This is a genomic window from Streptomyces sp. L-9-10 (genome assembly GCF_004151105.1).
Classification (GTDB): Bacteria; Actinomycetota; Actinomycetes; order Streptomycetales; family Streptomycetaceae; genus Streptomyces.
On the sequence record NZ_PHRF01000064.1, the window covers coordinates 261,432 to 274,207 of the forward strand.

At 69.8% G+C, this 12,776-nt stretch carries 15 protein-coding genes; 8 read left to right on the plus strand and 7 right to left on the minus strand.

Annotation, left to right across the window (positions count from 1 at the left end):
- Positions 1–82: 82 nt before the first annotated feature.
- The 3 genes from CU044_RS17940 to CU044_RS17950 form a co-directional block, all read right to left on the minus strand.
- Entirely contained in the window at positions 83–805 is a 723-nt protein-coding gene (locus tag CU044_RS17940; RefSeq protein WP_129769710.1) for a transglycosylase SLT domain-containing protein, read from the minus strand.
- 273 nt (positions 806–1,078) lie between these two features.
- The gene (locus CU044_RS17945) at positions 1,079–2,197 is read right to left on the minus strand and encodes an S-adenosylmethionine:tRNA ribosyltransferase-isomerase (protein ID WP_129769711.1); all 1,119 of its coding nucleotides are present in this window, start codon (positions 2,195–2,197) and stop codon (positions 1,079–1,081) included.
- Complete coding sequence (locus tag CU044_RS17950) at positions 2,194–2,889, minus strand: SDR family oxidoreductase (RefSeq protein WP_129769712.1); 696 nt, start codon at positions 2,887–2,889, stop codon at positions 2,194–2,196. The genes CU044_RS17945 and CU044_RS17950 overlap by 4 nt, the downstream gene beginning before the upstream one ends.
- Before the next feature lie 205 nt (positions 2,890–3,094).
- On the opposite strand from CU044_RS17950, the gene CU044_RS17955 reads away from it, so the two are divergent.
- The 3 genes from CU044_RS17955 (at position 3,095) to CU044_RS17965 (ending at position 5,345) form a co-directional block, all read left to right on the plus strand.
- A complete protein-coding gene (locus CU044_RS17955) occupies positions 3,095–4,240 on the plus strand; it encodes a GAF domain-containing sensor histidine kinase (protein WP_129769713.1) in 1,146 nt (381 codons plus the stop codon).
- 40 nt (positions 4,241–4,280) lie between these two features.
- Positions 4,281–4,931 (plus strand): response regulator transcription factor, encoded by a 651-nt coding sequence (locus CU044_RS17960; protein ID WP_129769744.1) that lies wholly within the window; start codon positions 4,281–4,283, stop codon positions 4,929–4,931.
- A 165-nt stretch (positions 4,932–5,096) separates the two neighbouring features.
- Entirely contained in the window at positions 5,097–5,345 is a 249-nt protein-coding gene (locus CU044_RS17965) for a chaplin (RefSeq protein WP_129769714.1), read from the plus strand.
- Positions 5,346–5,436: 91 nt separating this feature from the next.
- Here the strand turns inward: CU044_RS17965 and CU044_RS17970 are convergent, their stop codons facing one another.
- Positions 5,437–6,234 (minus strand): hypothetical protein, encoded by a 798-nt coding sequence (locus CU044_RS17970; protein WP_129769715.1) that lies wholly within the window; start codon positions 6,232–6,234, stop codon positions 5,437–5,439.
- Positions 6,235–6,360: 126 nt separating this feature from the next.
- Between CU044_RS17970 and CU044_RS17975 the strand changes: the two genes are divergently transcribed.
- From CU044_RS17975 to CU044_RS17990, 4 genes are all read left to right on the plus strand, one after another.
- The gene (locus CU044_RS17975; protein ID WP_129769716.1) at positions 6,361–7,152 is read left to right on the plus strand and encodes an ABC transporter ATP-binding protein; all 792 of its coding nucleotides are present in this window, start codon (positions 6,361–6,363) and stop codon (positions 7,150–7,152) included.
- A 79-nt stretch (positions 7,153–7,231) separates the two neighbouring features.
- Positions 7,232–7,660, plus strand: coding sequence for an NfeD family protein (locus CU044_RS17980; RefSeq protein WP_129769717.1), 429 nt, complete (start codon positions 7,232–7,234; stop codon positions 7,658–7,660).
- Between the two features lie 90 nt (positions 7,661–7,750).
- Positions 7,751–8,680: an SPFH domain-containing protein gene (locus tag CU044_RS17985; protein WP_129769718.1), complete on the plus strand. Its 930-nt coding sequence runs from the start codon at positions 7,751–7,753 to the stop codon at positions 8,678–8,680.
- A 62-nt stretch (positions 8,681–8,742) separates the two neighbouring features.
- On the plus strand, positions 8,743–9,519 hold the full coding sequence (locus CU044_RS17990; RefSeq protein ID WP_129769719.1) for a sulfite exporter TauE/SafE family protein: 777 nt from the start codon (positions 8,743–8,745) through the stop codon (positions 9,517–9,519).
- Between the two features lie 102 nt (positions 9,520–9,621).
- Here CU044_RS17990 and CU044_RS17995 read toward each other — a convergent pair whose 3' ends face one another.
- The 3 genes from CU044_RS17995 to CU044_RS18005 all read right to left on the minus strand — a co-directional run bounded on the left by CU044_RS17995 (position 9,622) and on the right by CU044_RS18005 (position 11,712).
- Positions 9,622–10,134 (minus strand): HNH endonuclease, encoded by a 513-nt coding sequence (locus CU044_RS17995; RefSeq protein WP_129769720.1) that lies wholly within the window; start codon positions 10,132–10,134, stop codon positions 9,622–9,624.
- Positions 10,135–10,286: 152 nt separating this feature from the next.
- A complete protein-coding gene (locus CU044_RS18000) occupies positions 10,287–10,826 on the minus strand; it encodes a YbhB/YbcL family Raf kinase inhibitor-like protein (RefSeq protein WP_129769721.1) in 540 nt (179 codons plus the stop codon).
- Positions 10,827–10,929: 103 nt separating this feature from the next.
- The gene (locus tag CU044_RS18005) at positions 10,930–11,712 is read right to left on the minus strand and encodes a sporulation protein (protein ID WP_129769722.1); all 783 of its coding nucleotides are present in this window, start codon (positions 11,710–11,712) and stop codon (positions 10,930–10,932) included.
- Between the two features lie 74 nt (positions 11,713–11,786).
- Between CU044_RS18005 and CU044_RS18010 the strand changes: the two genes are divergently transcribed.
- Complete coding sequence (locus CU044_RS18010; protein ID WP_129769723.1) at positions 11,787–12,428, plus strand: DNA-3-methyladenine glycosylase; 642 nt, start codon at positions 11,787–11,789, stop codon at positions 12,426–12,428.
- Positions 12,429–12,776 lie beyond the last annotated feature (348 nt).

Here is a 12,776-nt window from a genome sequence, read left to right on the forward strand (position 1 = left end):
AGGGCGGCACCCTTGTCGCGGGGTGCCGCCCTCCGGCGTTCTGCGGTGTGGAGCGCCTCGGCGCGCCGGGCCCGGTCCGGGCTCAGTAGGCGCTGTTGACGTTGTCCATCGAGCCGTACCTGTCCGCGGCGTAGTTGGCCGCGGCCACGATGTTGGCGACCGGGTCGTAGATGTCGAACGGGGTGCCCTTGACGTGGTAGGTCTTGAACGTCGGCGGGATGACCTGGAGCAGGCCCTTCGACGGGATGCCGTTCCGGGCGTTGATGTCCCAGAGGTTGATCGCCTTCGGGTTACCGCTCGACTCACGGATGATGTTGCGGTGCAGACCCTCGTACGAGCCGGGGATCTTGTGCTTCTTCATGATGGCCAGCGACTCCTTGATCCAGCCGTCCAGGTTGTTCTTGTAGACGGGCTTACGGACGGTGGAGCGGTTGGCGGCTTCCTCGCCGCGCTTTTCCGCGTCGGCCTTGGCCTTCGCGGCGGCCTTCTTCTTCGCGGCCTCTTCGGCCTTCTTCTCCGACGCCGTCTTCTGGACCACGGACTGGACCTTGGCCGCGGTGTCGGGGCTGCTGAACTGCTTGGCGATGATCGCGCTCACGGCGGAGGTCTCGATGCTGTCCGTCGCCGACGTCGTCACCTGGGAGGTGGCGGGGGACTGGACGGGAGCCTGGGACTCGGCGGCGACAGCCGTGCCGGGAACCAGTGAGAACGTGACCGCGGCGACTCCGGCGGCGGCGACGCCGGCCATGGAAGCCTTCTGGGTCTTGTTCAGGCGACTGAGACCAGGGGTGCGTGACGAGAACATAGAGACGTACCTCTTCGAGTAGCGGAAGTCGCGGAGGCCGGATGGCCAGCCTGCTCGGCGGCGACGTCGGCAATTCTTAGCGGTCGCAAAATGCTCTGGCAAAGGTGTGACGTACGACCCGGCATAGTGGAACGGGGCGCCGTAAAGGCGCCCCGTGTCCGGTTTATGTCGAGCTCACACGCCCCTTTTTGGTCGACTAGTGACGTTCGTAAGTGATGTGCGTCCTATGCCGGGGCTCACATCGGGCACCCGGCGATGTGACCGATTGTTGCTTCAGCAATGAGAATCGTGAACAGTCTCCGCCGGCAGGAGGAGATGGACGTCCCCGAACTCGTGCCAGAGGTAGAGCCCGCGCAGCGCCTCCTCGTATCCCCTGGTCAGAGCCGCCCGCCCGGCGATCGCCGCCAGCATCAGCAGATGTGAGGCCTCCGGTTCGTGCAGCCCGGTCAGCAGCCCGTCCACCACCCGCACCCCGCGCCGGGGCGTGATCACCAGATCCGTCCAGCCGGAGGCCGCCCGCACCACCCCGTCCGGTCCCGCCGCGGACTCCAGGGCCCGCACGGCCGTCGTCCCGACCGCGATGATCCGGCGCCCGTCCGCCGCCGCGGCGTTCACCAGCCGGGCCGTGCTCCGCGGCACCTCGAAGCGCTCCGGGTACGGCGGCTCGTGCGCCTCCGCCGACGCCACCCCCGTATGGAGCGTGAGCGGCGCGAACCGCACACCCCGGCTCCTCAGCTCCGCCACCAGCCGCGCGGTGAAGGGCCGCCCCGCGCTCGGCATCTCCGCGGAGCCCGCTCCGTCGGGCGAGGGGCGCGCGAAGACCGTCTGGTACGCGGAGAGCGGCTGGTCCCGCTCCGTGTACCCGTACCGGATCGGCCGGCCGTAGCGGCGCAGCAGTCCCGGCACGTCCGCGGGGGAGACCCACGCCCCGTGGTGGTCGGTGGAGACCCGCGCCCACCACAGCCGGGACCCCCCGGGGGCCAGCGGCTCGTCCAGTACGAGGTGGACGCCGCCCGGCAGCCGGACCACCGCCCCCGCCGGGCCCCCGGCGCGCGGCAGCGTGGTCCCCGCGCCGTCGTCCCGCCGTGGCGTGCGCAGCTCGACCGCCCACCGGCCGTCGTCACCCCGCGTCGAGAAGTGCACGACGATCCGTTCCCCGCCAGGATCGGGACCCAGCCGCCCGCTGACGGCCGCCGGCAGCGTCGCCGACGTATTGACGACCAGCACGTCCCCGGCCCGCAGCTGCCCCGGCAGCTCCCGGAAGGTGTGGTGCGTGACGCTCGTCCCCCGGGAGACCAGCAGCCGTACGTCGTCCCTGCCCGACCCGCGCTGCTCCGCCGGGACCCGCGCCGACAGCTCCTCGGGCACCCGCAGCGCCGGCAGGACGCTCACCTCGTCTCCAGCAGTGAGGGGGCCGCGTACCGGCCGCTGGCCGGGCGCCGCTCCAGCAGCCGCAGGAAGCCGGGCACCACCGACGCCGGCTCGGGGCGCGGGTCCCGGTCGTCCGGTACGGCCGCCGCGTACAGATCCGTGCCCATGTCGCCCGGGTCCACCGTCCACACCCGCAGCTCCGGTTCCTCGACCGCGAGCACGGCGGCGAGATGGTCCAGCGCCGCCTTGGACGCGCCGTACCCGCCCCAGGTCTCGTACGCTTCCGCCGCCGCGTCGGAACTCACCGTGATCACCGCGCCCGCCGTACCGGTCCGCAGCAGTGGCAGCGCCAACTGGACCAGCCCCAGCGCCGCCACCACATTGGTCTCCAGCGCCGACCGCAGCCCGTCGAGCGGCAGGGCGTCCAGCCGTACCAGCGGCTCGGCACCCAGCGCGCTGGCGTTGCTCACCACCAGATCGAGCGCCCCCAGCTCCGCCGCCGCGGCCACCAGATCCTCGCGGTGCCCGGCGTCCGTGACATCCCCGGCGAACGCCGCCACCCGCGTCCCGTGCGCCCTGACCTCGGTGGCCGTCTCGTCCAGTACGCGCGCGGTCCTGGCGTCGAGCACCAGATCCCAGCCGCGCCGGGCCAGCGCGTCGGCCAGCGCGCGCCCCAGTCCCCTGGAAGCCCCGGTGATGATCGCTACCGGCATGATGTCCGCTCCTTCTCCCGACGCCCGTTCCCGCCTGACGAGCCCAACGTAGGAAAGGGGACGGCCCCGGCGCCTCGTGCGCCGGGACCGTCCCACAAGGGCACTTCGTCCTACGCCCGGCACCACAGGACCTAGGCCATCAGCCCTGGTCGGAGCCGATCCCGGGGCCGATACGGTCCGCCCCGCCCGCCGGTACGGTGAAGCCATGAGCCACCGACCCCGCTCCGGCCTCGCCGCCGTGAGCACCGCACTCCTCGCGATGAGCAGGCATCTGGAGGTCCGCGACGTCCTGAAGACGATCGTCGCCTCGGCCCGCGAACTGCTCGACGCCGAGTACGCGGCGCTCGGTGTGCCGGACGATCACGGCGGCTTCGCCCAGTTCGTCGTGGACGGCGTCAGCGACGAGCAGTGGAAGGCGATCGGCCCGCTGCCGCGCCAGCACGGGATCCTCGCCGCGATGCTCCACGAGGAGAAGGCCGAGCGGCTCGCCGACGTACGCGAGGACCCGCGCTTCGAGGGCTGGCCCTCCGCCCACCCCGACCTGTCGGACTTCCTGGGGCTGCCGGTCAAGGACGGCGACGAGACCATCGCCGCGCTCTTCCTCGCCAACAAGCGCTGCCCCCGGCAGGGCGGCGGCTGCGGATTCACCGAGGAGGACGAGGAACTCCTCTCGATCCTCGCCCAGCACGCCGCGATCGCCCTCACCAACGCCCGCCTGTACGAGCGCAGCCGCGAACTCACCATCGCCGAGGAGCGCTCGCGCCTCGCGCACGAGCTCCACGACGCCGTCAGCCAGAAACTCTTCTCGCTGCGGCTGACGGCCCAGGCCGCGACGGCCCTGGTGGACCGTGATCCGGACCGGGCCAAGGGCGAGCTCCAGCAGGTCGCCGCGCTCGCCGCCGAGGCCGCGGACGAACTGCGCGCCGCGGTCGTCGAGCTGCGCCCGGCAGCCCTTGACGAGGACGGTCTGGTCAATACGCTCCGTACCCAGATCCAGGTCCTCGACCGGGCCCACTCCGCGCGGGTCAGCTTCGACACCCGCGGGATACGGGCGCTGCCCGCCGCCCAGGAGGAGGCGCTGCTGCGGGTGGCTCAGGAGGCGCTGCACAACGCGCTGCGCCACTCCGGCGGCGACCGCGTCGAGGTCACCCTCGCCCGCCGCGGCCAGGGCGCGGTCCTCGGCATCACCGACAACGGCACGGGCTTCGAACCCCGTGCGGTGCGCCGGGCCGGCCGTCATCTGGGGCTGGTCTCGATGCGCGACCGGGCGAGCGGTGTGGGCGGCAGACTCAGGGTGATATCGGCGCCCGGCCAGGGCACCACGATCGAGATGGAGGTGCCCGGTGGCTGAACAGGAGAAGGGCGGCGCGGAGCGCTTCGCCGGAAGGGCGGTGGCGGATGACGGGCGGGCCATCCGCGTGCTGCTGGTGGACGACCACCAGGTGGTCAGGCGCGGACTGCGGACGTTCCTGGAGATCCAGGACGACATCCGGGTCGTGGGCGAGGCGTCCGACGGCGCCGAGGGCATCGCCCGCGCCGAGGAACTCCGCCCCGATGTCGTGCTGATGGACATCAAGATGCCGGGCACCGACGGCATCGAGGCACTTCGCAAGCTTCGTGAACTCGACAATCCGGCCAGGGTCCTGATCGTCACCAGCTTCACCGAACAGCGCACGGTGGTCCCCGCGCTGCGCGCCGGTGCCTCCGGTTACGTATACAAGGACATCGATCCCGAGGCGCTGGCCGGCGCGATCCGCTCCGTACACGCCGGGCACGTGCTGCTCCAGCCGGAGGTCGCGGGCGCGCTGCTGGCCCAGGACGAGCCGGGCGGTGGCCAGGGCAGGGGGACGTCCCTCACCGAGCGCGAGCGCGAGGTGCTGGGTCTGATCGCCGACGGGCGCTCCAACCGGGAGATCGCCCGTGCGCTGGTGCTCTCGGAGAAGACCGTCAAGACACATGTCTCGAACATTCTGATGAAGCTGGACCTCTCGGACCGTACGCAGGCGGCCCTCTGGGCCGTGCGACACGGGGTCGCGGGCTGAGAGCACACACGGCCCGGCGAATCGGACGATCGTACTCCGGTCTGAGTATTCATACCGTCGGGTGTATGTCACCCACACGGCGCATCCTGATCGTCTTTCGCGCGTTCTTCATGGCGTGCGGCGGCTACCGCCGCTGTTGTTGATCACACGATTAAGGAACATCCCATGAAGGTTGCCAAGAAGGCCGCCCTGGTCATCGTCACCGCCGGTCTCGCGGCGGGTGCCTCCGCCGGAGCCGCGTCCGCCACCGAGGGCGGCGCCCACGCCACCGGCGTGGCGCAGCACTCCCCGGGTGTCGGCTCCGGCAACGCGGTCCAGGTCCCGGTGCACGTCCCGGTGAACCTCACCGGCAACACGGTGAACGTGATCGGTCTGCTGAACCCGGCGCTCGGCAACGCCTCGGTCAACCACTGACGCGTCGCGTCACGTGCCGCCGAGGCCCGGTGACCCCCTGGCGGGTGGGTTCCGGGGCCTCGGCGGCCTTTTTCGCGCAGCACCCCGGGATTCAGGAAACGGGCGGCATACCCCGCTCCCGCTCCTCCACATACGCGTTGTAGGACGCCACCAGCGCCCGCCGCGCGCACCGCTCCACCGGCCGCAGCGCCTCACCCCGCGCCGCCATCTCCGACGCGCTCACCGCGCCGCCGTGCCCGTGCTCGTACGCCAGCGAGACCAGCAGCCCGATCCGCTGCGCCAGTTCGAGCACCCGTACCGCCCGCGGCGGATAGCCGGGCGCCAGCACCTCGCGTCCCCGCTCCGACCGTGCCCGGTACGCGTCGAGCGCCGCCTCCGCCACCGGCCCGGACGCCGCCACATCCAGCCGCGAGAGCACCTCGGTCGCCTCGCGCAGCGCCTCCGCCAGCTCGCGTTCCGCCTCGCCCAGCGAGGGCACGTCCGCCGGCGGTGCCTCCCGTACCGGCAGACAGTGCCAGAGGACCTCGACATGCTGGTCCCCGTCCGGGCCCGCAGCGGAGACCTCGGGGACCAGTCCGTACGGCGCCCCGGCCGCGATCACCGCCTCCTCGGCCTCCAGCGCACGGGCGTTGAACTCCGGCGGGCCGCTGAGCCCCAGCGGATGGCCGGGCGCCGGAAGCGCGATGCGGTACCCGGTCACCCCGAGCGCCCGCAGCCGGCCCAGCGCCAGCGTGAGCCCGACAGGACCGGCCTCACCGGGCAGCCCTTCCACCCGGTGTACGGCGTCGTCGCCGACCACGGCGATCACGGCGTCGTCCGGCGATACAAACCCGGCCAAAAGGGCATTTCCCCATGCGGCCAGCAGTCCTGAGCGTGGTTGCGAAAGCATGGCACCAGCGTAGGGAACGGACCTCACGGCCGGACCCCCCGACGGGTGGCGTAGGTTTTCCTTGGGGGCCGCGCCTACAGGCGCAACCGAAACCTCAAGACGATTGCATGGGGAGACAACGCGCTCATGAGCGATGTACTGGAGCTGGTGGACGTATCCGTGGTCCGCGACGGACGCGCTCTGGTGGACGATGTCTCCTGGTCGGTCAAGGAGGGGGAGCGCTGGGTGATCCTCGGCCCCAACGGCGCCGGCAAGACCACCCTGCTCAATCTCGCCTCCAGCTATCTCTTCCCGACCTCGGGCAAGGTACGGATCCTCGGCGAGCGGCTCGGCAAGGTCGACGTCTTCGACCTCCGCCCCCGTATCGGCATGGCCGGCATCGCCATGGCCGAGAAGCTGCCCAAGCGCCAGACGGTCCTGGAGACCGTCCTCACCGCCGCGTACGGCATGACCGCGACCTGGCACGAGGACTACGACGAGGTCGACGAACAGCGCGCCCGCGCCTTCCTCGACCGCCTCGGCATGACCGAGTACCTGGACCGCAGGTTCGGCACGCTCTCCGAGGGCGAGCGCAAGCGCACGCTGATCGCCCGCGCGATGATGACCGACCCCGAACTGCTGCTCCTGGACGAGCCCGCGGCCGGCCTGGACCTCGGTGGCCGCGAGGACCTGGTGCGCAGACTCGGCCGCCTCGCGCGCGATCCGTACGCCCCTTCCATGATCATGGTCACCCACCATGTCGAGGAGATCGCGCCGGGCTTCACCCATGTCCTCATGATCCGTCAGGGCAAGGTGCTCGCCGCCGGTCCCGTGGAGACCGAACTCACCTCGCGCAACCTCTCGCTCTGCTTCGGCCTCCCGCTCGTCGTCGAGCGCAACGGCGACCGCTGGACCGCCCAGGGCCTTCCCCTCGGCTGACGTCCGGCCGGTCAACTACTCTCAGCTGACCGGATATCACCCCTGTCGGGACAGGGACCCCCGCCCCTACCATGACCATGTGGAAATCGACGCATGGGTGTGGTGGCTGATCGGTGCCGTCGGACTGGGCATTCCGCTCGTCATAACGGCGATGCCCGAATTCGGCATGTTCTCGGCCGGAGCGGTCGCCGGAGCCGTCACGGCGGCGCTCGGTGGCGGAGTCGTGGCCCAAGTCCTCGTATTCGTCGTGGTGTCCGTCGCGCTCGTCGCCGTCGTACGCCCCTACGCGGCCCGGCAGCGTGGCGCGAGCCCCGGCTCGGCCACCGGCATCGACGCGCTGAGAGGCCGTCAGGCCGAAGTACTGGAACGGGTCGACGGCAGAGGTGGCCGGATCAAGCTGGCCGGTGAGGTCTGGTCGGCCCGCGCCTACGACGAGCGAGCCGCGTTCGAACCCGGTCAACAGGTCGATGTGGTCGAGATCGACGGAGCCACAGCCGTGGTGATGTGAGCCAACCCGGCCGAACGGTAAGCAAGTACGCCCGCGGTCTGAGAAACTCGATCATCAGAACATCCGGCAGCGAAGGGCCCGAGGAACGCGATGCCATCAATCATCATCGTCCTGGTCATCCTGGTGGTGCTTGTATTCATCGCCCTGATCAAGACGATCCAGGTCATCCCGCAGGCAAGCGCCGCCATCGTGGAGCGGTTCGGCCGCTACACGCGAACTCTCAACGCGGGCCTGAACATCGTCGTCCCGTTCATCGACTCGATCCGCAACCGGATCGACCTCCGTGAACAGGTCGTCCCCTTCCCGCCCCAACCGGTGATCACCCAGGACAACCTGGTCGTCAACATCGACACCGTCATCTACTACCAGGTGACCGACGCCCGCGCCGCGACCTACGAAGTCGCCAGCTATATCCAGGCGATCGAGCAGCTCACCGTCACCACCCTGCGCAACATCATCGGTGGCATGGACCTGGAGCGGACCCTCACCTCCCGCGAGGAGATCAACGCGGCCCTGCGCGGCGTCCTCGACGAGGCCACCGGCAAGTGGGGCATCCGCGTCAACCGCGTCGAGCTGAAGGCGATCGAACCGCCGACCTCCATCCAGGACTCGATGGAGAAGCAGATGCGCGCCGACCGTGACAAGCGCGCCGCGATCCTCACCGCGGAGGGCATCCGCCAGTCGCAGATCCTCACCGCCGAGGGCGAGAAGCAGTCCGCGATCCTCCGCGCCGAGGGTGAGGCCAAGGCCGCCGCCCTGCGCGCCGAGGGCGAGGCCCAGGCGATCCGTACGGTCTTCGAGTCGATCCACGCGGGCGACCCCGACCAGAAGCTGCTCTCGTACCAGTACCTCCAGATGCTCCCCAAGATCGCCGAGGGCGACGCCAACAAGCTCTGGATCGTGCCCAGCGAGATCGGCGACGCCCTCAAGGGACTCAGCGGCGCCTTCGGCAACCTGGGCGGCGGCATGCCGGGCTTCGACACCGGCAAGGAGCGCAGGCAGGACCCCCCGCTGGACTGACCGCCCGGCCCCTTCGTGCATGATCGGTGCATCCAGCACCGATCGCCGGAGGGCAGCGCACCGTGACCACTTGGGAGATGCTCGCCGTATTCGTCGCGGGCGTCAGCGCCGGAACCATCAACACCATTGTCGGTTCCGGCACGCTGATCACCTTCCCCGTCCTGCTCGCGACGGGCCTCCCACCGGTCACCGCCACGGTCTCCAACGCCCTTGGCCTGATACCCGGCTGCATCAGCGGAGCCATCGGCTACCGTGCCGAACTCACCGGCCAGCGGCGCCGCATACTGCGCCTGAGCGCCGCCGCGCTCGTCGGCGGGCTGGCAGGGGCCGCACTGCTGCTCGCACTGCCCTCGACGGCCTTCGAGACGATCGTGCCCGTCCTGGTCACCCTCGCCCTCGTCCTGATCATCCTCCAGCCCCGGCTGGCCCGGTCCGTCCAGGCCCGCCGTGCCAGGAAGGGCACCAGCGCGAGCCCCGACGGCGGCCCGCTCCTGTACACCGGGATCCTGCTCGCCAGCGTCTACGGCGGCTACTTCACGGCGGCCCAGGGCATCATCTATCTCTCCCTGATGGGCATGCTGCTCGACGACACCATGCAGCGGCTGAACGCGGTGAAGAACGTCCTCGCCGCCGTCGTCAACACCGTCGCCGCGCTCTTCTTCCTCTTCGTCGCCGAGTTCGACTGGACAGCGGTCGTCCTCATCGCCGTCGGCTCCGCCATCGGCGGCCAGCTCGGCGCCAAGGTCGGCCGCAGACTGCCCCCGGTGGCGCTGCGCGCCCTGGTCGTCGCGGTCGGGGTCGTCGCCATCGTCCAGCTGCTGGTCCGCCGGTACGGGTGACGGGCGGTACGGGCCTACGAGACGAAGCCCGCTCCCGGACCGGGAACGGGCTTCCTACGTGTGCTCGTGCTCGTATTCGTACGACGTCTGACGCGTCACGCGTTACGCGGCGGACTGGACCGCGGCCAGCCAGTGCGGCAGCTCCGAACGCTCGCCGGCCCGCAGGGACAGCAGCATCGCGTCCGCCGGGGACGGTACGAACGGCTGGTACAGCAACGGCATCCCCGCCTGCTCCGGCGTACGGTCGGCCTTGCGGTGATTGTCCTCGGCGCAGGAAGCGACCGTATTCAGCCAGCTGTCCGAACCACCCCGGGACCGCGGCACCACATGATCCACCGTCGTCGCGCGCCTGCCGCAGTACGCGCAACGATGCTGGTCCCGGACCAGCACCCCCCGCCTCGACCACGGAGCCTGTCTTCGGAACGGCACCCGTACGTACCGGCAGAGCCTGATCACCCGGGGGACCGGCAGCTCCACCGCGGCGGCACGCACACGGAGATCGGGATGAGCGTGTTCGACAACGGCCTTGTCCTGCAGCACCAGCACCACCGCACGGTTGAGCGTCACCGTCGACAGCGGCTCGAAGCTCGCATTCAGTACCAGCGTGTCCCGCATCCCGCCCACCTCCCGTGTGCCGACCCGAGCCCCATCGGGAGGCGTCGGGCCTGGATCAACTCTGGCCGGGCACGCCGAGAGGGACAACACAATAAAAAATGCCCTGCCCTGATCTCTCCAAGACCAGGGCAGGGTAAACAAAAGGAAAACGGTCAAAGGGCGGCAGGAGCGGCGTATTCGCCGATGAGCTGCGCACGAGCCAGCGTATGGAACCGCAGATTGAAGCCGACGACCGCGGGCGACGCGTCGGCGTCGGGCCCCAGCCGCTCACTGTCCACCGCGTACACCGTGAACACGTACCGGTGCGCCGGATCCCCGGGCGGCGGCGCCGCGCCGCCGAAGTCCCGCGTCCCGTAGTCGTTGCGCGCCTGCACCGCGCCCTGGGGAAGCCCCTCGAACGCACCGGTGCCCGCACCCACGGGAAGCTCCGTGACCGACGCCGGGATATCGAAGACCACCCAGTGCCAGAACCCGCTGCCCGTCGGCGCGTCCGGATCGAAGCACGTCACGGCGAAGCTCCGGGTCTCCGCCGGGAAGCCCTCCCACCGCAACTGCGGTGAGGTGTTCCCGGCGGCATGGACCTGGGCGTCCTTGAGAGTCGCCCCGGGCGCGATGTCCTCGCTCACCACGGTGAACGACGGCACCTGCGGATGGAAGTCATGAGGGAGCGGAGCCCTCTTGCCCTCGGTCACGTCTGAACCTCCGAATCGGCTGTCCTGCCTTGCTGCTCAGCAGCTCGGCCGCCTGACTGCTCGGCAGCTCGGCCGCCTGCGGGTCCGAGCCTAGAGCCTGTGCTCAGAACCAGTTACGACGGCCACCGACCTCGGAGAGCCACTGGTTGAGATAGGCGGACCAGTCGGTGCCCTGGAAGTCGTTGAGCCCCACCTGGAAGGCCCGGAACGAGTCGCTGCCCTCGGTGAACAGCCCCGGCTTCTTGTCCATCTCCAGGATGACGTCCATCTCGCGGTCGTCCGCGACGAAGGACAGCTCGACCTGGTTCAGCCCGCGGTACTGCTCCGGCGCGAAGAACTCGATCTCCTGGTAGAACGGCAGCCGCTGACGCGTCCCGCGGATGTGGCCGCGCTCCATGTCCGCGGCCTTGAAACGGAAGCCCAGCCGGATGAAGGCGTCCAGGATCGCCTGCTGCGCCGGCAGCGGGTGGACGTTGATCGGGTCCAGATCGCCGGAGTCCAGGGCCCGCGCGATCTCCAGCTCCGTGGTCACACCGATGTTCATGCCGCGCAGCGACTGGCCGTCGATCGTCGTGATCGGGGTCTCCCAGGGGATCTCCAGACCGAACGGCACCACATGCACGGCCCCGGCCTGCACCTCGAAGGCACCGCCGATGTTCTGCTTGGTGAACTCGATGTCCTGCTTGGTCTCCTGGTCGCCGCCCTCGACCTCGACGCGCGCCTGGAGCCCGACGTTGAGCCCTTCGATCCGCTGGTTCACGGACCCGCCCTGGAGCCGCACCTCGCCCTGGACGACCCCGCCGGGGACGACGTTCAGCTCGGTCAGCTCCGTCTCGACCGACGCGCCACCGGCGCCCATGCTCGCGAGCAGCTTCTTGAACCCCATGTTCACTCCTTCTAGATCCTGACCTCTACATACGCGCCTCGACCGTAATCGGTTCCCCGGTAGGCTCGTACGCCATGACCGAGAGCCCCGACCGCAGGCCGCTGCCCCGCGACTTCTTCGACCGGCCGGTCCTCGAGGTCGCGCCGGACCTCCTGGGCCGAACGCTGATACGCGACACGGACGACGGTCCCATTGAACTCCGGCTGACTGAAGTGGAGGCGTACGCGGGAGCGATCGACCCGGGCTCGCACGCCTTCCGCGGCCGTACGGACCGCAACGCGGTGATGTTCGGCCCGCCCGGTCACGCGTATGTCTACTTCACCTACGGGATGTGGCACTGCCTCAACCTGGTGTGCGGCCCGGAGGGCATGGCGAGCGGGGTCCTGCTGCGGGCCGGCGAGATCGGCGTGGGCGTCGAACTGGCCCGCAAACGTCGACTCTCGGCCCGTCATGACAGAGAACTGGCCAAAGGCCCGGCCCGCCTGGCCACCGCCCTCGATGTCGACCGCGCCCTGAACGGAACGGACGTCTGCGCCGGCCCCGAGGCGCCACTGTCGATACTCGCCGGTACCCCGGTCCCCCCTGACCAGGTCCGCAGCGGCCCGCGCACCGGAGTGGGCGGCGACGGCGCGGTTCACCCCTGGCGCTTCTGGATCGGCGACGACCCCTCGGTGAGCCCCTATCGCGCCCACGCGCCACGTAAACGTCGAACTTGACTCGTTCCGTTCATCCGCCTAACGTAGCCCGAGCCGCTTTCAACGGGTCCTGCTGCTCAGCAGTCCCCGAAGTGGCCATCCACTACTTTCGATCACACCCTGACGGGTTGGGATTTCGGCATGCCGAATTCCGGGCTCAATGGCTCGATTATGAGCCGGGCAGGGATTCGGTTAAAGTAGTGAACAGCCGAAAGGCAAAAGGCCAATCCAAAGGTCATCGGAATTCTTGAGGCGGAACACGCCGAATGAATCTGATAGAGTCGGAAACGCAAGACCGAAGGGAAAAGCCCGGAGGAAAGCCCGAGAGGGTGAGTACAAAGGAAGCGTCCGTTCCTTGAGAACTCAACA